Source organism: Exiguobacterium sp. SH0S2 (assembly GCF_004337185.1).
GTDB lineage: Bacteria > Bacillota > Bacilli > Exiguobacteriales > Exiguobacteriaceae > Exiguobacterium > Exiguobacterium aurantiacum_A.
Genome location: NZ_SJVB01000005.1, coordinates 18,126 through 37,473 on the forward strand (window position 1 = coordinate 18,126; position 19,348 = coordinate 37,473).

The 19,348-nt window shown below is 51.5% G+C and carries 20 protein-coding genes; 6 read left to right on the forward strand and 14 right to left on the reverse strand.

Annotated features, from left to right (window positions below; translation table 11 throughout):
* Positions 1-40: 40 nt before the first annotated feature.
* From EVJ21_RS12330 to recX, 12 genes are all read right to left on the reverse strand, one after another.
* On the reverse strand, positions 41-1,111 hold the full coding sequence (locus tag EVJ21_RS12330; RefSeq protein WP_070328955.1) for an ABC transporter substrate-binding protein: 1,071 nt from the start codon (positions 1,109-1,111) through the stop codon (positions 41-43).
* Positions 1,108-1,902 (reverse strand): ABC transporter permease, encoded by a 795-nt coding sequence (locus EVJ21_RS12335; protein WP_070328954.1) that lies wholly within the window; start codon positions 1,900-1,902, stop codon positions 1,108-1,110. Before EVJ21_RS12335 ends, EVJ21_RS12330 begins: the two co-directional genes overlap by 4 nt.
* Positions 1,899-2,720 (reverse strand): ABC transporter permease, encoded by an 822-nt coding sequence (locus EVJ21_RS12340; RefSeq protein ID WP_070328953.1) that lies wholly within the window; start codon positions 2,718-2,720, stop codon positions 1,899-1,901. The genes EVJ21_RS12335 and EVJ21_RS12340 overlap by 4 nt, the downstream gene beginning before the upstream one ends.
* Positions 2,707-3,813 (reverse strand): ABC transporter ATP-binding protein, encoded by a 1,107-nt coding sequence (locus EVJ21_RS12345; RefSeq protein WP_131465658.1) that lies wholly within the window; start codon positions 3,811-3,813, stop codon positions 2,707-2,709. Before EVJ21_RS12345 ends, EVJ21_RS12340 begins: the two co-directional genes overlap by 14 nt.
* Before the next feature lie 16 nt (positions 3,814-3,829).
* A complete protein-coding gene (locus tag EVJ21_RS12350; RefSeq protein WP_070328951.1) occupies positions 3,830-4,369 on the reverse strand; it encodes a helix-turn-helix domain-containing protein in 540 nt (179 codons plus the stop codon).
* 163 nt (positions 4,370-4,532) lie between these two features.
* A complete protein-coding gene (locus tag EVJ21_RS12355) occupies positions 4,533-4,802 on the reverse strand; it encodes a YfhJ family protein (RefSeq protein WP_070328950.1) in 270 nt (89 codons plus the stop codon).
* The gene (locus EVJ21_RS12360; protein WP_070328949.1) at positions 4,799-5,113 is read right to left on the reverse strand and encodes a YfhH family protein; all 315 of its coding nucleotides are present in this window, start codon (positions 5,111-5,113) and stop codon (positions 4,799-4,801) included. The genes EVJ21_RS12355 and EVJ21_RS12360 overlap by 4 nt, the downstream gene beginning before the upstream one ends.
* A 67-nt stretch (positions 5,114-5,180) precedes the next feature.
* Positions 5,181-6,359, reverse strand: coding sequence for an RtcB family protein (locus tag EVJ21_RS12365; RefSeq protein WP_131490634.1), 1,179 nt, complete (start codon positions 6,357-6,359; stop codon positions 5,181-5,183).
* A gap of 13 nt (positions 6,360-6,372) precedes the next feature.
* Positions 6,373-8,418, reverse strand: a complete 2,046-nt coding sequence (locus EVJ21_RS12370; protein ID WP_070328947.1) for an ABC transporter ATP-binding protein — start codon at positions 8,416-8,418, stop codon at positions 6,373-6,375.
* A 24-nt stretch (positions 8,419-8,442) separates the two neighbouring features.
* Positions 8,443-10,167, reverse strand: a complete 1,725-nt coding sequence (locus EVJ21_RS12375) for an ABC transporter ATP-binding protein (protein WP_070328946.1) — start codon at positions 10,165-10,167, stop codon at positions 8,443-8,445.
* 315 nt (positions 10,168-10,482) lie between these two features.
* Positions 10,483-12,123 carry an L-lactate permease gene (locus EVJ21_RS12380; protein ID WP_083274120.1) on the reverse strand — a complete coding sequence of 547 codons (1,641 nt, stop codon included), beginning with the start codon at positions 12,121-12,123 and terminating at the stop codon, positions 10,483-10,485.
* Between the two features lie 50 nt (positions 12,124-12,173).
* On the reverse strand, positions 12,174-12,986 hold the full coding sequence (recX, locus tag EVJ21_RS12385; RefSeq protein ID WP_070328945.1) for a recombination regulator RecX: 813 nt from the start codon (positions 12,984-12,986) through the stop codon (positions 12,174-12,176).
* Between the two features lie 155 nt (positions 12,987-13,141).
* On the opposite strand from recX, the gene EVJ21_RS12390 reads away from it, so the two are divergent.
* The 5 genes from EVJ21_RS12390 to EVJ21_RS12410 all read left to right on the forward strand — a co-directional run bounded on the left by EVJ21_RS12390 (position 13,142) and on the right by EVJ21_RS12410 (position 18,224).
* Complete coding sequence (locus tag EVJ21_RS12390) at positions 13,142-14,050, forward strand: TIGR01777 family oxidoreductase (RefSeq protein WP_070328944.1); 909 nt, start codon at positions 13,142-13,144, stop codon at positions 14,048-14,050.
* 13 nt (positions 14,051-14,063) lie between these two features.
* Positions 14,064-15,215, forward strand: a complete 1,152-nt coding sequence (locus EVJ21_RS12395; RefSeq protein WP_131490635.1) for an amidohydrolase — start codon at positions 14,064-14,066, stop codon at positions 15,213-15,215.
* 199 nt (positions 15,216-15,414) lie between these two features.
* A complete protein-coding gene (locus EVJ21_RS12400; RefSeq protein ID WP_070328980.1) occupies positions 15,415-15,981 on the forward strand; it encodes a GNAT family N-acetyltransferase in 567 nt (188 codons plus the stop codon).
* A 168-nt stretch (positions 15,982-16,149) separates the two neighbouring features.
* Positions 16,150-16,839 (forward strand): response regulator transcription factor, encoded by a 690-nt coding sequence (locus EVJ21_RS12405; protein ID WP_070328942.1) that lies wholly within the window; start codon positions 16,150-16,152, stop codon positions 16,837-16,839.
* A complete protein-coding gene (locus EVJ21_RS12410) occupies positions 16,836-18,224 on the forward strand; it encodes a sensor histidine kinase (RefSeq protein WP_070328941.1) in 1,389 nt (462 codons plus the stop codon). The genes EVJ21_RS12405 and EVJ21_RS12410 overlap by 4 nt, the downstream gene beginning before the upstream one ends.
* 25 nt (positions 18,225-18,249) lie before the next feature.
* On the opposite strand, the gene EVJ21_RS12415 is transcribed toward EVJ21_RS12410, so the two are convergent.
* A complete protein-coding gene (locus EVJ21_RS12415; protein ID WP_070328940.1) occupies positions 18,250-18,537 on the reverse strand; it encodes a hypothetical protein in 288 nt (95 codons plus the stop codon).
* A 124-nt stretch (positions 18,538-18,661) separates the two neighbouring features.
* Between EVJ21_RS12415 and EVJ21_RS12420 the strand changes: the two genes are divergently transcribed.
* The gene (locus tag EVJ21_RS12420) at positions 18,662-18,871 is read left to right on the forward strand and encodes a hypothetical protein (RefSeq protein ID WP_070328939.1); all 210 of its coding nucleotides are present in this window, start codon (positions 18,662-18,664) and stop codon (positions 18,869-18,871) included.
* Between the two features lie 32 nt (positions 18,872-18,903).
* On the opposite strand, the gene cdd is transcribed toward EVJ21_RS12420, so the two are convergent.
* Positions 18,904-19,311, reverse strand: coding sequence for a cytidine deaminase (cdd, locus tag EVJ21_RS12425; protein WP_131443918.1), 408 nt, complete (start codon positions 19,309-19,311; stop codon positions 18,904-18,906).
* Between the last annotated feature and the right edge of the window lie 37 nt (positions 19,312-19,348).

Genomic DNA, 19,348 nt, shown 5'->3' on the forward strand with positions numbered 1-19,348 from the left:
AGCCTAAAAAGTCCCGCTCAACGTTTGAGCGGGACTTACTTTATTTACTCTGCATTTTGAAGCGCAAGTACAACTCGTTGTAATACGCGTTCATGCGTTTGCCTAGGTTTTCGTACACTTCAAGCTCATCTGTCACGTCTTTAGACGGATAGAACCGTTCGTCCGATGTGACTTCTTCATCTAAAAATTCAAGTGCTGCTTCGTTCGGTGTCGAATACCCGACGTAATCGGTATTTCGTGCCGCGATTTCAGCATCGAGCATGAAGTCGATAAATTGATGTGCCCCTTCAATGTTTTTCGACGTGCTCGGGATGACGAGGTTATCGAACCAAAGATTCGTCCCCTCTTCCGGGATGACGTACGTCAACTCGTCGTTCTCGTACATGATCTCAGAAGCGTCACCCGACCAGACGACGGCTGCGGCTGCTTCACGATTGGCCATGAGCATTTTGATCTCATCACCGACAATCGCTTTAATGTTCGGCCAAAGCGTTTCGAGCTTCGCTTCTGCCTCGAGCAGTTCATCACGGTCCGTCGTGTTGAGCGAATATCCGAGCGAGTTAAGACCGAAGCCCATCACTTCTCGTGTACCGTCCGCTAGCAAAATATCATTCTCGAGCGGCATGTCCCACAAGTCGTTCCATGATGTGATCTCACCGTCGACGAGTTCAGGATTGTAGACGATCCCGACCGTACCCCAGAAGTAAGGGACCGAGTACGTGTTGTCAGGGTCGAACGACTTGTCGAGGAAGCGTGGGTCGATGTTATCGAAATTTTCGAGTTTGTCGTAATCGATCGGCAAGAGCAGATCGTCTTCGATCATCTTACTGATCGCATAATCGGACGGGACGGCGATATCAAACGCGGTACCGCCTTGCTGGATCTTCGTCAGCATCGCCTCGTTCGAGTCGAACGTTTGGTAGATGACTTTGAGTCCGGTCTCTTCTTCGAATTCGCCGATCAAATCTTCATCGATATAATCACCCCAGTTGTAGACGACGAGTGTGTTATCGCCGCCAAACCCTTGGGCCATGTTGATTTGATACACCCAAACCAACAAACCAAAACTGACGAGAAGCGGCACTGTCAACATGATGACTAGTTTTTTCATCGTCTTACCTCCTTCGCACTCCGTTGTGCGAGTACGTAATAACCGAGGACGAGTATGAGCGTGAACACGAACAAGAGCGTCGACAACGCGTTGATCTCAAGTGAGATCCCTTGGCGTGCCCGTGAGTAGACCTCGACGGCAAGTGTCGTGAAGCCGTTACCCGTGACGAAGAACGTCACCGCAAAGTCATCGAGTGAATACGTCAGCGCCGTGAAGAACCCTGCGAAGATACCTGGCGTGATATACGGCAAGATGACTTTCGTGAGCACGTCCCACGAGCTCGCTCCAAGGTCACGCGACGCATCGATCAGTGTCGGGCTCATCTCTTGAAGTTTCGGTAACACTAAAATGACCACGATCGGAACCGAGAACGCGATGTGCGCCAAGAGCACCGAATAGAACCCGAGTTGAATGCCGAGCATCGTGAACAAAATGAGGAACGACGCTCCGATGATGACGTCCGGGCTGACGATCAAGACGTTGTTGAGCGATAAGAGCGACGTCTTCGTGAACCGTTGCCGTGCCGTATAAATGGCAAGCGCCCCGATGACACCGAGCACGGTCGAGATGGTCGCCGACAAGAGCGCAATGACGATCGTGTTCAAGACGATGACGAGCAAACGGGTATCTGTGAACAACGATTTATACCACTCGAGGGTAAACCCTTCAAAGTTACTCATCGTTCCCCCACTGTTAAACGAGTAAAACACTAGATAGAGGATTGGTGCGTACAGAATAAAGAACACCGCAATCAAATACAAATTCGCTAACTTGAATTTTTTCTTCTTCATCGACGCACCGCTCCTTTCGCGCCCCAGTCACGTGTGATGACCATGACGAGTACCATCGCCAAAATCAAGAATACAGCGATTGTTGACCCCATGCCCCAGTTTTGCGTGACGAGAAATTGTTGTTCGATCGCCGTCCCGAGCGTGATGACACGGTTTCCGGCAATGAGGCGCGTGATCATGAAGAGCGACAACGCCGGAATGAAGACGATTTGAATCCCTGACTTCACCCCGTCGAGCGTCAATGGGAAGATGACGCGACGGAACGTCGTCCAGTTCGAGGCACCGAGGTCACGCGACGCGTAGACGAGCGACGGCGGCAGCTTCTCGATGGCGTTGTAGATCGGCAAAATCATGAACGGGATGAAGATATAAACTGAAACGAATACGAAACTGAAGTCCGTGAATAAGATTTGTTTCGTCCCGATGCCGATCGCCTCTAAAAATTGGTTCGTGATGCCGTACGTTCCAAAGATACCAAGGAACGCGTACGCTTTCAGTAATAAGTTGATCCATGATGGCAAAATGATGAGCAACAGCCAGAGCTGCTTATGTTTCGTTCTCGTCAATAAATAAGCGGTCGGATACCCGATGAGAAGCGAGAAGGACGTGATGAGAAACGCATACCAGAACGAAGACAGTGTCATCGTCAAGTAAGTCGATGTGAAGAACATCTGATAGTTCTCTAAACTCAAGTTCCCTTCGATATCAAAAAATGAGTAGTAGACGACCAGGAGTAGCGGCGCGATGACGAACAGCGCAATCCATATCCAGTACGTCGTCAAATAGACCGTCTTGGCGGTTTGACTAGTTTGATTCATGGGCGACCTCCTCATACGATTCGAGACGACGGTCAAACTCTTCTTCGGTCTCGCCTAGACGCATGACGTGAACCGCCTCGTCATCGAACGTGAGCCCGATTTTCGACCCGACGACTGATTTCTTCGTCGAATGGACGAGCCACTCGTTGCCTTCTTGGTCGTAACAGCAAATCTCGTAATGGACGCCACGGAACAGTTGTGAGTCGACATCGACGACGAGTTTCGCCGCGTCGACCGACGTCATCTCCAAGTCTTCTGGACGAATGATGACTTCGACTTTTTCATTGCGGTCAAACCCTTGGTCGACACAATCGAACGTTTTCCCGGCAAACGTGACAAGGTGATCTTCCGGCATAACACCAGGAACAATGTTCGACTCCCCGATAAAGTCAGCGACGAAGCGGTTGATCGGCTCGTCATAAATATCTGTCGGTGTCCCGCTTTGAACGATCTCCCCGTTGTTCATGACGAAAATCTCGTCGGACATGGCGAGCGCTTCTTCTTGATCATGGGTAACGAAGATGAACGTGATTCCGAGACGCTGCTGAAGTTCGCGCAACTCGTACTGCATCTCAGTCCGAAGTTTGAGGTCGAGCGCTGAAAGCGGCTCATCGAGCAAGATGACTTCCGGTTCGTTGACGATGGCGCGGGCGATGGCGACGCGTTGGCGTTGTCCGCCTGACATCTCGTCGATTTCACGTGATTCGTAGCCTATCAAGTTGACGAACTTGAGCGCTTGTTCGACTTTCGTCTTGACGTCCGCTTCTTTCATCTTCTTGATGCGCAAACCGAAAGCAACGTTCTCGTATACGTTCAAGTGCGGGAACAAGGCGTAATCTTGGAAGACCGTGTTGACTTGACGTTTGTTCGCTGGCACGTCGTTGATCCGCTTCCCGTTGAACTCGATGTCACCTTCTGTCGCATCGGTGAATCCGGCGATGATCCGCAGAATCGTTGTCTTTCCGCATCCCGAAGGACCGAGCAGCGTATAGAATTTCCCACGCTCGATTTCAAAGTTAATATTCTCTAAGACGACAGTATCGTCGTACCGCTTCGACACGTTGTCAAAACGAATGATCGTTTCTGGGTTCATTTGGTTTCCTCCCTTGTTATAAATACGAATGTGTGGCGACGACGAGACACTCGCTTGCGCCATCAAAATCGTTGACGAGCTGATGCGCGTCTGAAGCGACGTAGTACAACGTCTCGCCCGGTTTGGCGAAGTACGTGTGGTTCCCTAGCTTGAGGGCGACACGGCCGGACAGTACGTAAACGAACGTCTCCGCGCGTGACGGCTCGTACCGTTTGAACTCCCCTTGTTTTGAGAACGTGAGGAGAATCGGTTCCATCTCTTTCTCATTGGATTCTGGGATGAGCCACTCCGTCCGATACAGCCGATTCTCGTCGACATATACCGTGCGGTCGTCTTCCGTATAGACGACTTTTTGATTGATTTCCTCATCGAAAAACTCTTTAGGCGAACATCCAAGCACTTCTAACAAATCAAACAGCGTCTCAAGCGAAGGAGAACTCAAATCACGCTCGATTTGGGAAATGTAGCCTTTACTTAAATCGGTACGTTCCGCCAACTCTTCTTGGGTCAACCCTTTTTTGACGCGGAGTCGTTTAATGTTTTGACCGACTTCCAAACTGTATTCCTCCTTCCCTTTCTAAGGAAAGTTTAGTGATACATGATACTTACTAAAGAAAGTTTATAAATACTCAACTCTAAAGCAAACAAATAGCGACTTTTATTATAACCAACTGTACCACGTTTGCAAGCAAAAAATCACGCAACAATCGCGTGATTTTTTAGTGGAGATCCCGTTTCGAAATCAGGTGTTTGAATTTTTCATTTTTCGTTTGAAATAAGTGCAATTGCGCCCCGTACGCATCGATTTGTTGAACGACGTATTGGAACGACTTTGCCTCCCCTGGGTACGGTTCACCAGCGCGGGCGAGTGTCGTCTCAAAATCTTCCCACAACACCTCAACCCACGTTAACGCCTCGTCTTCATTCAACAAGTCGTTCTTGTCTCTTAAGATTTCTGCCAACCGCTTGTATTGGTCTGACCGGTTCATACGCGCACCTCCGATAGCTCAGAGAGCGGGATCGCATGTTCCATCGCTTCTCCTTCAAACGTTCCCCAACCCATGACGCCGTTGACAAACTTCAATCGGAACGGACGATTATTGTAGGTGACGATATACGTCGTACCTGGTTTGAACGATGCCGGATCAATCAAATAACTCTCCGCGATGGCGATGCGGCGAAGCACGACCTCAATCTCACTCACCATACCCATCTGTTCGGCTTTTCGTTTCCGCTCATGCAAGTCACGAATTTCTTGCTCGAGCTCATACTTTGATAATGCACTCAACCGTTTTTCCATTTCGTTCACCTCACTTGTAGCGTATCAGATTTTCCGAGTAAAAGAAAAAGGCGAAACTGAATAATGTTCAGTTCGCCTTGAAGTTATAAAGCGGTTTAATCAGTTGATCAATCGTGACGGCCGGTTCAATATAGCGCACAATCTCTTTCATCGATTTATAGACGAACGGTGATTCATCAATTGTCGACTTCCGAACCGAGCTCGACCAGACGCCTTCCATCGATTTTTTAAATTCGTTGAAGTCGACGCGTTTTCGTGCCGCTGAGCGCGACATGATGCGCCCGGCGCCATGCGGACCTGAGAAGTTCCAGTCCGGGTTGCCTTTTCCGGTACAGATGAGCGACCCGTCACGCATGTTCATCGGGATGATGACGCGCTCTCCGGCTTTTGCGGAAATCGCCCCTTTTCTGAGGATCATGTCGTCGTGATCGATATAGTTGTGCACTGTATCGAACTGATCGACGACGTTCCAGTTCATCGCTTCGACGATGACATCGGTCATCGCCAGTCGGTTACTTGCCGCGTATTGTTGGGCAATCCGAACGTCATGCATGTAGTCGTCCATATCTGTACCTTCGATATAAGCGAGGTCTCGCAATCCTTGTTTCGCCGCCTTCGCGTACTCGAGATAAGCTTGAATATCACTTTCGCGTCCAGTTTCTTTCAAACGCTCGATCTCATTCTGTACTTCTGTCGTATCCATCATATGACGGATCGCTCGCTGCTGATAGTGTTCTGCAATTTGGACACCGAGGTGGCGTGAACCCGAATGGATGACGAGAAACGTCCGTCCATAATCATCACGGTTCACCTCAATGAAATGATTGCCCGAGCCAAGTGTTCCGACCGAGCGTAACGCCCGGTCTAGCTTATACGGGGCGCGAACGTCTTCTAGCGGAATCTTTGACGCGTATGAATGCGCCGACTCCCGGATGTTCATCCCACTCGGAACAAGTTGACGAATCATATCGTCAAGTTTTTGAAAGTCGATCCGCTTCACATTGATCTCGGTGCAAAGCATGCCACACCCGAGATCGACACCGACGAGGTTCGGTACGATTTTGTCGTGAATCGTCATCGTCGTCCCGACGACCGAGCCTTTGCCGGCATGCATATCCGGCATGATTCGAATCGCTGCCCCTTCCGTGAACGGTTGGTCGACGAGCGTTTGAATCTGTGCGCGCGTCATATCGTCAATCCGTTCATTGAAGACTGTAGCTTGATTATATTTGCCGATGATCTCCATAACGTCTCCTTTCTCAGCTGATCACTTGCTGTTTACTTTGCAACTCATGCATCCGGGCGTAGACGCCGCCGTCAGCGATGAGTGACTGGTGATTCCCGCGCTCGATGATTTGACCGTGGTCGAGGACGAGGATTTGATCGGCCTCACGAATCGTCGACAATCGGTGCGCGATGACGAACGTCGTGCGTCCGTATGTGAGCGTCTTCAGCGCGTCTTGGATGAGCGCCTCTGTCTCTGAGTCGACACTAGCAGTCGCCTCGTCAAGGACGAGGATCGCCGGGTCAAACACGAGCGCCCGGGCGAAACTGATCAATTGTCGCTCTCCACTCGAAAGTGAAGCGCCGCGCTCAATGACCGGCTCGTCGAGTCCTTGCGGCAACTGCTTGACGAACCGATCGGCACCGACCGCCGTCAACGCTTGCCAAATCCGTTCATCAGGAATGGTCTCATCACCGAGCGTCACGTTCGTCCGAATCGAGCCCGTGAACAAGAACGGGTCTTGCAACACGATGCCGAGATGGTCCCGAACGGCTTGCGTCGGAAGTGTCGTCACGTCCACCCCGTCGATGCAAAGTTTTCCTGACGACGGATCATAAAAGCGCATGAGCAAGTTCATGATCGAACTCTTACCGCTGCCGGTGTGGCCGACGAGTGCGACCGTTTCACCAGGTGCAGCTTGAATGTCGATCTGTTGTAACACGGGCTTTCCAGCCTCATAGCTGAACGTCACGTTGTCGAACACGACTTCGCCATTAAAGCGCGGAATGCGTTCAGACGAGACGTTTTCGCCTTTCTCGTCGAGCAGTTGGAACATTCGGTCCGCCGAAACGAGCGCTTGTTGGAGCGGTGACAACTGGTTCATAATTTGCGTCACCGGCTCAAAAATACGGGACACGTAATCGATGTAGGCGTAAAGTATCCCGAGCGTGAGCACACTGCCCGTTCCGAGCGTTTGCGCACCGACGACCCAAATGAGGAGCGCGAGTGCCATGTTGCGGAAGAAGTTGACCAAGTTGTGCGACATAAGGGCGTCGAGCTTCAACAGTTTCCGGCGTGTCTGGAAGTTGTCGCTGTTCTTGACATCGAACTCATCATAGACGAGGTCTTCACGCACATACGATTGAATGATCGGCATCGTTTGGATGCTCTCGTTCAATTGTGCGTTCATATCGGCGACGAGCGCCCGGACTTTAAAGTTGTTCCGGGTCGAGAGACGCTGGAACAACTTCACCCAGACGATGACGACCGGGATGATGATGAGCGAGACGAGTCCGAGGCGAACGTCTAGGAAGAACATGGCGATCAAAACACCGATCATCATGACGACGCTTTGGAAGACGCGGGCGAGAACGCCCAAATACAAATCACGAATCGTCTCCGTATCGTTCGTGACCCGGCTGACGATTTTCCCGATCGGCGTCTGGTCAAAGTAACGGACTGGAATCGTCTGCAAATGCCGCATGACGTCAAGGCGCATTGTCTTGACGATTGTATGCGCCGAACGTTGCAGGAGCATCTGTTGCCCCCAGTTGAGACCTGCTGCGATGAGCAACAGGACGACGTAGATGGCAGATAAGACGAGGACGGCCCGAAGATCCGTCTCATAAAACTGGAAGACGTCGGTCGAAGACAACGGCACGATGTTGTCGTACGTCGCTGTCTCCTCACTCCGCGTGATGGTCAAGACACCGTTATCGACTTCTCTGACCCCACCGCTCATGACGGCGTCCGGTACGAGATAGTAGCCTTCGGTCGTCTGAACGATCGAGACGGGACGGACGACGTCTTGCCCGTCCAACCGCGTCTCTTTCTCATAGTTATTGCCGTCAAACGAGACACTGCCCCCGGCCTCGACTTGAACCCAGTCGCGCTCGATAGCGACGATATGGTCATCGATGATAATTTTTGCGATATACGGTCCCGCAAGTTCTGCGCCGACCGCTAAAAAGAGTAGGATCAACCCGAGGAAAATCGAGCGCTTCACTTGTTTGGCATAGCCAACGAGTGAGCGAATCGTCTTTTTCCTGCGGACCGGATCTAATTCGTGTTGATCGATCATAAGAGATTCCCCCTTTCGTACGGATTACTCCGTCTCTCCTTGTCGATTGAACTGTTCGAAATACCAACCGTGCTGTTTCATCAGTTGGTCATGTGTGCCGCGTTCAGTGACGCGACCGTCTTGCAAGACAAGGATTTGATCAGCGTGGGAAACGGCAGACAAGCGGTGCGCGACGATGAACGTCGTCTGTTCGGCACGGCTCGTCCGGACCGAATCGATGATTCGGGCTTCCGTTTTCGCATCGACCGCCGAGAGCGAATCGTCGAGCAATAAAATCTCTGGGTCTTTCAAGAGCGCACGCGCAATCGACAGACGTTGTTTCTGTCCGCCTGACAGCATGACCCCTTGCTCGCCGACGACCGTATCGAGCCCGTTCTCTAAATGCTCGATATCGGTATCAAACGCCGCAAGCCGAATCGCCGTCTCGAGGTCGGCTTCGGTCGCGTCATCGGCCCCGAACAAGATGTTGTCGCGGACCGTCTTCGAGAACAATAGATGTTCTTGTGACACGTAACCGCTCCAACCTCGTACCGTGTCGAGTTTAATTTTGTGAACCGGGATCCCGTTGACGAGCAAAGAGTCATCGATTGGATATTCGCGGATCAGCTGACGCAGGAGCGTCGTTTTGCCGGCCCCGGTCGGTCCGACGATTCCGATCGTTTCTCCGCGTGATACGTGGAGTACGATGTCTTCGAGCGACGGGCGGCTCGCACCCGGATAGCGGAACGATAACGATTTGAAGGTGATCTTCTCTGGCACGTCGACTTGCACCGTGCCGTTCGAGACGACGTCCGGCGCTTCGTTCATCGTCGCTTCAATCCGCTCTAAGCTCGCCGTCCCGCGTTGGACGACGTTGATCAACTCACCGAACGCGTACATCGGCCAAATGAGCATCCCGAGATAAATGTTGAACGAGACGAGTTGACCGAGCGTGATGTCATTCGTAAAGACGAGGTACGTCCCGAACGACAAGCCGATCAAGTAACTCAAACCGACGAGCAGTTTGATGACCGGTTCGAACAATACGTCGATTTTGGCGACGTGCATGTTTTTCGCCATGACGTCGTCGGTGATCGTATCGAACTTCTTCGTATCCGCTTCTTCTTGCACGAACGAACGGATGACGCGAAGTCCTGAAATCGATTCGACGACTTGGTCGTTCATGACACCGAACGAATCTTGCGCCGCGGTGAAGCGAGCGTGAATTTGACGGCCGAGCTTATTCATCGACCAGGCAAGTAACGGCATCGGCAACAGTGCCGCGAGCGTCAATTTCCAATCGATGAACACCCCCATGATCGTCAATGCGATCAGTGTCATGTTGAACGAATCGACGAGCGTCATGACACCGAAACCGGCCGTCCGTTCAACCGCTTTCAAATCATTCGTCGCGAGCGCCATCAAGTCCCCGGTGCGGTGCTGTTGATAAAACCGCGGCGTCTGTTTGAGCAAATACCCGAAGAATCGGGCCCGCAGTTTTTTCTCGAGCAGGAACGCCGTCCCGAATAGACGCGCGATCCACAAGTACGATAAAACGTACGATAACACCATGATGCCTAGCAGTGAGCCGACGATTGTGATGAGCCGTTCCGTCGTCAAACTTCCTTCACGGATCGCATCGATTGCTTGCCCGATAATCCATGGCGGGAGCATATCGATGACCCCGGTAATGATGAGCAAAATGATCGCAATGACATACGTTCGTTTCTGCCTCTTAATAAACCAATCCAATTGTTTAATCAGTTTCACGACTGATTCCCCCTTCCGTCCTTTCCGAGCACGCAAAAAAGCGCACTCCACCTGATTGTGCAACCAATCGGATGAAGTACGCTTGAAAGTCTTCAGTCATTTGCATGGTCAGGGAAAGGACACTACCCCTATCCAGCTGCCGTGTTACGCAGTCAAATACGAGTAGCCATATGATGTTGTGTGTGTGCGTTGTAGTGTAGTCAAGTACTTCATCATGCTGGCTCCTCTCTCTTCATAGTTTGAAAATCTACTAAAACCTTAGCAGACTGTTCAGAAAATTGTCAATATTTTTTTGTAAAAATATTGTAACTTGTTTCAGTTTAAGAAGAACGTCGCGAGAATCATCCCGACGATCCCTGTTGCTGTCACATAGTAGATCATCGGCATGAGCGTGTAGCGAATAATCGTTCCTTCTTTACCGAGCAGACCTGCTACCGAAGCGACCGCGACGACGTTCAGCACACAGATCATGTTACCAGCGTTCGCGCCGGCCATCTGCATCGACAAGGCGAGCGTCTCACTCATCCCGACCGAATCGGCGACATTTGTCGTCAAGCTCGAGAACATCATGTTCGAGAACGTGGCCGATCCCGATACGAACGCTCCGAGCGCCCCGATCCACGGCGCGACAAGCGGCCAAACGCCACCAAACGTGTCCGCTGCAGCCGTCGCGAGTTCGACTGGCATCGATGCGAGTCCTGCTCCGCCATTCTCTGAATGGATAAAGATTCGAACCATTGGAACTGACGCCGCAAGCGTAATTAACGTTCCGCCGATACCGAGTGTCGTCGCTTTAAAGACCGACGTCACTTGCGACCAACTCATATTGTGTAAGAAGAACGTCGCAATCATCGTCAAGATGAACATGAACCCTGGTGAATAGAACGGCTCCCACGACGTCGAGATTCCTTCTACTCCTAAAATGTTCGGGAGGTCGATCCGGACACTGCGCGTCAACTCGTTCAAGAACGGGACCGTCCGTGTCAAGATGAGGAAGATCGTCAAAATCAAGTAAGGGGCCCATGCTTTCCACTGCGGAAGTTCACGTTTCCCTTTCCCGACTGTCGGCTGTTCAACCGGTTGGTCGAGCTCGTCGGCGTAACCGTCAAACGTCCAAATCCGTTTTGGCATGAGAATACCTTTTCGTGCCATCGCGACGAGAATCACAAGACCGGTCAAGCCACCGAGCATGCCCCCAAATTCAAATCCGAGGATGAGCGTCCAAATGTAAGCCGGAACGCTGTAGACGAGAGCCGCCACGAGGGCAATCGGCAGTACTTCGAATGCAGGTTTGACCGACTTCGCTTTACTAAAGAATCGAGTCAGCATCAAAATCAAAATGAACGGGATAAAAAGACCAACGAGCATATCGATCAATACCGTCTGTAAGACGACACTTGTTAAAAATTCGATTGATTCCGGTTTGCTCACATCGAGCGAGAGTCCGTTACCAATCCCGATCAAAGCCGGTGTCCCGACTGCACCGAACGTGACGGCTGATACGTCGGCCGACAAGGCGATGACAACAGCCGCAATCGGCGGGAAACCTAGTGCGATCAATAGCGGGGCCGCCACCGTCGCCGGTGTCCCAAAGCCTGAAGCACCTTCAATGAACGAAACGAACAACCAGCCGACGATGAGGACTTGAATCCGCGGATCCGGTGTGATGGTGACAAAACCGGAACGGATGGCGTTCATGCCGCCGCCCTCTTTCATCGTATTCATCATCCCGATCGCGCCATACACGATCCACGCTGCCGTGATCGCGATGACGATTCCTTGTAACACCGCCGCTGTAATGCGGGTTGCATCAAGTTCCCAGACGAAGAACGCAAGTAGCGCCGTCAACAGGAGCGAGAGTGGCATCGCAACCGATGCTGGTAAACGCATAATAACCAATAATACAAGCACAGCCAAAATTGGCACAAGTGCTGTAATCCATTCAAAAATCGTCAATGTAGACCCACCTTTTCAGATTTTTTCCCCTGCCGTAAATGAATTTCCCGTTATGTCTCTTGTTCAGCGAGTCGTTCTAAAGTCCGGTCAATCACCTCATACGGAAATCCTTTGCTCCGAAGCTGCATCTTCATGCGCTGTTTCCGCTCATATGGGGCATACCCGTTGTACTTCCGACTCAGTTTTTCAGCCTGCTTCAAGCAAGCTGCAAGCTCGACGTCCTCATCCTCGTTTTCCCAAAACGTAAGGATCGCCTCTGAAATGATATCAAACGAAAATCCTCTTTGCACCAGGGTTTGTTGAATTCTTTGTTGCACTTCTGTGGCGGAACGGCGATTCGTTTCCAATTGTTTCCTATTTACGAACTTTCCGGCTTTCTCAAGCTGGTCTTCGTGCGAGATCGCAGCGATGACCTCTTCAATGATTTCAGGTGTGATTCGAAGCTGGACCAATTCCCGCTTGATTTTGCTCGGGCCGCTCGGACTCGTATTAAACTTTGTCTGGGTGTAGGCTTTGGCGAATTCGGCATCGTTCAAATAGCGTTGTTCAATCAATCTGTCAATCACGCGCTTGATGGCTGCCTCATCTATCTCTTTCTTCACGAGATAGTCACGGACCTCTGAAACGGCACGCATTCGGTACGATAAATAATTGACGGCTGCTTTGTATGCTTTCTGTTCCTCTTCGGCTTGGAGGACGTCACGGACAAAATCGTCTTCAAGTTCCATCCCTTTCGTCAATCCATATTTAATGAAGACGTCTAAATCGATGGCGAACGCGAACTCTTCTTGCCCATCTTTCTCGATGAAGACGTTCAAGCGGTCCTTGTTTTTCTTTTGAGCCGTAAACTTGCTGATTTTCATGAAACCCCTCCTTTTCCTGCTTCTAACATATCACGTTCCCCTTTTCAGAAGGATTTTTGATAAGTTAAAAGAAAGGGTATTTATTTAACTAGCTATTGTATTTACCGTTATCATACCCGATTTGAAAACGCTTCAAGAATAATGGAGGGATTCACATGAAAATTGCAATCACCGGTGGTACCGGATTGATCGGCCGGCCGCTCGTTCGGGCGCTAGCCGAGGCCGGTCATCAAGTCGTCGTCTTGACGCGCCATCCGCGCCCACGTCAAGGAGGCATCTCGTTCGTCGAATGGTTGACGCCAGACAGCCATCCCGAGACCGAACTCCAAGATGTCGACGCCTTTATCCACTTGGCAGGAGCCTCCATTAACGACGGACGCTGGACGCACAAACAAAAACAAGCCATCCTCCAAAGCCGTATCGATGGGACGAAAGAAGTCGTTCGCATCATCAAAAACATGAAGCAGAAACCGGACGTTGTCATCAGCGGATCAGCAATCGGCATTTACGGCGAAGACCGGTCGATCACTTACTCGGAATCGACACCGCTCCCGGACCGGACCAACTTCTTAGGAAACGTCTGCGTCTTGTGGGAGAAAGAAATCGCGCCCGTCGCCGATATGGACATTCGTCTCGCCACGATGCGAACTGGTGTCGTCTTGTCAAACGACGGGGGCGCGTTCCCGCTCATGAAGCTGCCCTACACGCTCGGTGCCGGCGGACGGCTCGGTTCCGGAAAACAGTGGGTCCCTTGGATCCACATAGACGATCTCGTCCGCTTATTCGTCTACATCATCGAGACCGATTCGATGCATGGACCGGTCAACGGGACGGCGCCGACACCGGTGACAATGGACCAATTCGGGAAGACGCTCGGACAAGTGATGCATCGTCCACACTGGGCTCCGGCTCCGGCCCCGATCCTCAAACTCGTACTCGGCGAAAAGAGCGTGATCGTACTCGAAGGTGCCAAAGTCGTCCCGACAAAAGCGCTCAATCACGGCTTTCGTTTTCGCTATGAGACGTTAGAACCCGCACTAAAACAACTACTGCATTTGACTTGAGAGGAGACAGCTCGTGAGTAATCTATTAATTCGTAACGCCCATATTTATCCGATCACCGCGCCAAACTTTTACGGGGACATTCGCATAAAAGATGGAAAAATTGTCGAAATGGCGGACTTGTTAGACCCAACGGACGGCGAGACCGTCATCGAGGCGGAAGGCAACTTCCTGTTCCCCGGTTTCATCGATGCCCATACCCATCTCGGACTGTATGACGAAGGGACGGGTTCCGTCGGGAATGACGCCAATGAGACGGTCGAAGCGATGACACCGCACGCACGGGCCATCGACGGGGTTTATCCGCTCGATGAAGGCTTCCGTGAAGCGCTCATGGCCGGTGTCACGGCGGTCCAAGTCATGCCGGGCAGCATGAACGTCATCGGCGGAGTGACGAGCGTCATTAAAACGCACGGTCGCTTTATCGAGGATATGGTATTGCGCCGTTACGCCGGCTTGAAACTTGCTCTCGGCGAAAACCCGAAGCGCGTCCACAGTATGGGGAAATCCGGTGAGTTGACCCGCATGGGCATCATGGGACTACTGCGCGAGGCGTTCCGGACCGTCGATTCGACGAAGACGATCGGCACGTTCGGGAGTCAGATGATCCAACTCGCGCTCGACCGGAAGATGCCGGTCCGAGTCCACGCCCACCGTGCCGACGATATTCTTTCGGTCGTCCGCTTCGCTCAAGAGTTCGATCTCGATTACCGGATTGAGCACTGTACGGAAGGTCATCTCGTCGCCGAGAAGTTGCGTGAACTCGGCGTCAAACATGTCACCGTCGGACCGACGTTCACCCGTAAGTCTAAAATCGAACTTCAAAACAAAACGTGGGAGACGTACCGCATCTTGCATGAACACGATATGATCGTCTCGATCACGACCGACCATCCATATACCCCGGTCCAATATTTGAATCTTTGCGCCGGTCTTGCCGCCCGTGAAGGCCTTCCGGTCGACGTCGCCCTGCGCGCCATCACGATCCATCCGGCCCAGTCACTCGGGGTTGATGACCGCGTCGGGTCACTCGAAGTCGGCAAAGACGCCGACCTCGTCTTGTGGAGTCACTTCCCGCTCGACTACATGTCGAAGCCGATCATGACCATCGTCGACGGCCGTATCGTCTACTCGACGGATCGCTCGAAAACCCATCATGAAATGTGAGTAACCCCAGACGTGAAAGCGCTCTTTTATTTTTTTTGTGAAGTTACATTTTATTTGCTTGCTTTTTCAAAAAAAGTCTATAAAATAATCTTGTAACTCATAAAAGAGAGCAGCCAAGGCAAGTTCGAACAACGTAGCCAGAAGTATGCTTTCGTTACAACTATTCTTCAGCGGTCTGAACTAGGAGGAGGAATGTTTGGTGCTCAAATTTCGTGAGCTTACCGACTGCGCGGAGTTGTTCGAACTGATGCAACACCCAGATGTCTTTCCATATGTCCGTCAAAAGACGGTCCACTTTGACGAGTTTTTATTTAGCACGAAGCAAATCATCGAGCTAGAAGAGCAAGGAAACATCATCTCACGTACAATTACGAACGAGTTCGGTACCCCGATCGGGACGATCAGCTTGTTCGATGTGGAAACCGGTTACGGCTTCCTCGGTACGTGGCTTGGCAAACCGTACCATGGGAAAGGTTACAATCAAGTCGCGAAAGAAACGTTCTTCTCAGAGCTGTTCTTCGACCTTGATATTGAGAGTGTATTTTTAAAGATTCGCAAAGCAAATGAGCGTTCGATCGCGGCGGCGGCAAAACTTCCTTATGCGTTTTGCGCCGACGAGATCCGGCCCGATTTGTTAGCAGAAATTAATAGCGGTGACGTCGAATACGTCTTGTATGAAGTGTCGAAGTCGAGCTTCCAGCTGTACTTGCATTCACTTCATGCGCCTGAGTTCGATCATTCGTACGAAGCCCAACTCGAAGCATAAGCCAATTCTGACAAAGAATTGGCTTTTTTGTGGCGTTTTTGTGTGGATTTGTTGAGGACAACTTTACGACAATGAATAATTCTGTTCTAATTCGAAGAGATAGGTATGATAGAAGTATGAGGGAATTATCACATCCTTCGTTAACCGGTTTGTAAAGGAGAATGCCAGATGATAGAACCAGTATTTCGAATCTTAGTAACCGACGATGAGGAGCAGATGCGCGATTTGCTCGTTTCCAATTTAGAAAAAGAAGGCTATGAGACGGTCACCGCAACAAACGGCCTTGAGGCGATCGACTTGTTAAAAGAACAGTCGTTCCACCTCGTCTTGCTCGACGTCATGATGCCCGAGCTTGACGGTCTGACCGCCTGCATGCGCATCCGTGAGTTCTCGAACGTCCCGATCATCATGCTGACGGCCCGGTCTGAAGAACTCGACCGGATTCACGGATTGAAGATCGGCGCGGACGACTACATCACAAAACCGTTCAGCCCGCGCGAACTGCTCGCCCGAATCGAAGCGACACTTCGGCGCACGCACAACTTCTCAAAAGAACAAGAAGCCACGTTCGACGCCGGTGTCTTATCAATCGATATCGAAGGCCGCGCCGTCAGCGTGAAAGGCAAAACTGTCAACTTGACGCGTAAGGAGTTCGACCTCCTCTACTTGTTCATCACAAACGAAGACAAAGTGTTCTCTCGAGAACAGCTCCTCGACCAAATTTGGGGTACCGAATACCACGGCAACCTCCGGACGGTCGACACGCACATTAAAACGCTCCGTCTCAAGCTCGGCGAAGCCGGTGGCTACATCCAGACCGTCTGGGGGATCGGCTACAAGTTCGAGGCGAACGTATGAAGCAATACACGATCCGGAAGCGGATTTGGATCACCATCTGGACGGCCAGCCTCTTCTCTGCGTTCGTGTTCATCATCATGACGTTTTACTTGTACGACAAGTTTTACATTCAGACGCAAGAAGAACTGCTGATCAACCGCGGGGAGAAACTCGTCACCATCTATAAGGCGGACGGCTTCTCCGACGCGTTCGCTGACAGCATGACGTACACGAATGAACTGACCGAAACGAAAGTATTCCTCTCGTCCGTACGGGAAGATAGTCTCGGCTCCGGGAAGACGTTTTTACGCGAACAAGATCTCGCTCGTTTGCAAGACGGCTACGCCATCTCGGTCACGCGCAAGCACCCGACCGAGGATGTCGATATTCTCATGTCCGCGTTCCCGCTCATCCGTGACGGCGAACTCGATAATGCCCTCATCCTCTATATGGAGCTGAGCAAAATCAGTGAGCCGTTCCAACCGATCCGGCTGATGATCACGTTCTTGCTCATCTTGATGATTGTCAACTTGCTCATTTTCGGGACGCAAATCATCGACACAATCATTCAACCGCTCATCCAAATGAAACGCGCTTCCCAAGTGTATGCCAAAGGTGACTTCTCGCACCGCATCCCGATCGATTCCGATGACGAGATCGGTGACTTGGCCGAGACGCTCAACCGGATGGCCGAGTCTCTCGGACTCGTCGAGGAGCAGCGCAAAGAATTTTTGGCTAACGTCAGCCATGAGCTCCGGACCCCGCTGTCTTACATTCGCGGGTATACCGAGATGCTGCAAGACCCGACGCTCGACGAGAAGACGCAAGCCCAGTATTACGACATCATCGAGAACGAGACGGAACGGTTGCAACGACTCGTCAACGATCTGCTCGACCTCGCCCAGCTCGAACGCGATTCGTATCCGATGACGAAAGAACCGGTCGTGTACTCACAAGTGCTCGAAGACGTGTTATACCGGTTTGAACCGATCGCGCGCGCGAAAGGTGTCACCATCGAAGCGGATCTCGACTTCGACCTCATCATCCTCGGGGATCACGATCGCCTCGAACAAGTCGTCGGAAACTTACTCGATAACGCTCTTCGTTACACGGATGCCGGCAGGTCGATCCATGTGAGGACGTTCGCGGAAGAGAACTATGCCATCACCGAGATTCGCGATGAAGGCCGGGGCATCCCGAAAGAGGATCTCGATCAATTGACGAAACGTTTCTACCGCGTCAACAAATCGCGGACGCGTGAAGACGGCGGTACCGGACTCGGGCTCGCCATCGCCAAGCACATTATGGAACGCCATGGCGGCTCGATGCATTTCACGTCCGAAGTCGGCAGCGGCACGACCGTGTCGCTTGCTTTGCCGCTCTTGCCAGACGATGAAGACATATAAAAGAGGCAGCCGCGGCTGCCTCTTTTTAAATATCTTTGCCTTTATAGGCATCATCTGATTCGTTCATGAGCCGCTCGCGTTCGGCGTGTGTCTGCGGGAACCCGTTCGCTTGCCACTCGGCCCGATGATTCGAGTCGAGTTGCGTCAACCCTGCTTCCGCCTCGTCTTTATCGGAATCGACACTTTCCATCTTGTCCATCTTGCTCCACGTGTTATCCTCTTGGTCTTGCGTCAACAGCGCTGCGACTTTCGGCGCGACGAGTGCAGCACCAGCCACACCGAGCACGATCCCCATCAATACTTTCTTATCCATCCAATACCCCTCCTTAGTCACTATGCACAGATAATTCCACTGTTCCCGAAACTTGAAACACTTTTCTAAAGCGTTTACACAAAATACGGAAGTGGAATAACACTCAAAGAAGGAGGCGATGGAGATGAAGAAGCAGGAACAACCGTCAAAACGACCGTTCGATAATCCGGACGCCGTCGATACGGACAAAGAGAGCATCTTTGACCAAGAAGGCATGGAGACGGTCGACCCGATCCCGGTCGAAGAGCTGAATCAAAAAGTGAAAGACGAGAAACGAAAGCGCCACTCAAAAGACGACTCAGTCAGCGAGAAAAAATATGACGGCAACAAATAAGGATGCGGACAAAGTTGTCCGCATCCTTATTTTCATGTTAAGTCTTTTGGCGAGAAGCCGTATGGCAGCATCTCTTCTTTTGTCATCACTTTCGTCTCACCGGCCATGTTGGCCAAGATCAACGTGAAGTCGTCACTCGCAAACTCGGCGATGACTTGACGACAAGCGCCACATGGCGAGATCGGGCCGTCCGTGTCTCCGACGACGACGACCGTGTCGATTGACTTGCTGCCTTCCGACACCGCCTTGAAGATGGCAGTCCGTTCCGCACACATCGACAAACCGTACGACGCGTTCTCGACGTTACAACCTAAGATTTCCTTACCCGTCTCATCGATGACGACGGCACCGACGTTGAACTTCGAGTAAGGTGTATATGCGCGCGACCGCGCGTCAATCGCCTTATGAACGAGCTCTTGAACTTTTTCATGTGGAATCATTGAATGTTCCTCCGCTTCTTGAATTTAAAAAAGAAGT

Coding starts and splice junctions, on each gene's coding strand:
- EVJ21_RS12340 (WP_070328953.1), bottom strand. CDS start 2,720: ATGAATCAAACTAGTCAAACCGCCAAGACGGTCTATTTGACGACGTAC.
- EVJ21_RS12410 (WP_070328941.1), top strand. CDS start 16,836: ATGAAGCAATACACGATCCGGAAGCGGATTTGGATCACCATCTGGACG.
- EVJ21_RS12365 (WP_131490634.1), bottom strand. CDS start 6,359: ATGGAGATCATCGGCAAATATAATCAAGCTACAGTCTTCAATGAACGG.
- cdd (WP_131443918.1), bottom strand. CDS start 19,311: ATGATTCCACATGAAAAAGTTCAAGAGCTCGTTCATAAGGCGATTGAC.
- EVJ21_RS12390 (WP_070328944.1), top strand. CDS start 13,142: ATGAAAATTGCAATCACCGGTGGTACCGGATTGATCGGCCGGCCGCTC.
- EVJ21_RS12370 (WP_070328947.1), bottom strand. CDS start 8,418: ATGATCGATCAACACGAATTAGATCCGGTCCGCAGGAAAAAGACGATT.
- recX (WP_070328945.1), bottom strand. CDS start 12,986: ATGAAAATCAGCAAGTTTACGGCTCAAAAGAAAAACAAGGACCGCTTG.
- EVJ21_RS12420 (WP_070328939.1), top strand. CDS start 18,662: ATGAAGAAGCAGGAACAACCGTCAAAACGACCGTTCGATAATCCGGAC.
- EVJ21_RS12360 (WP_070328949.1), bottom strand. CDS start 5,113: ATGGAAAAACGGTTGAGTGCATTATCAAAGTATGAGCTCGAGCAAGAA.
- EVJ21_RS12335 (WP_070328954.1), bottom strand. CDS start 1,902: ATGAAGAAGAAAAAATTCAAGTTAGCGAATTTGTATTTGATTGCGGTG.
- EVJ21_RS12355 (WP_070328950.1), bottom strand. CDS start 4,802: ATGAACCGGTCAGACCAATACAAGCGGTTGGCAGAAATCTTAAGAGAC.
- EVJ21_RS12405 (WP_070328942.1), top strand. CDS start 16,150: ATGATAGAACCAGTATTTCGAATCTTAGTAACCGACGATGAGGAGCAG.
- EVJ21_RS12415 (WP_070328940.1), bottom strand. CDS start 18,537: ATGGATAAGAAAGTATTGATGGGGATCGTGCTCGGTGTGGCTGGTGCT.
- EVJ21_RS12345 (WP_131465658.1), bottom strand. CDS start 3,813: ATGAACCCAGAAACGATCATTCGTTTTGACAACGTGTCGAAGCGGTAC.
- EVJ21_RS12330 (WP_070328955.1), bottom strand. CDS start 1,111: ATGAAAAAACTAGTCATCATGTTGACAGTGCCGCTTCTCGTCAGTTTT.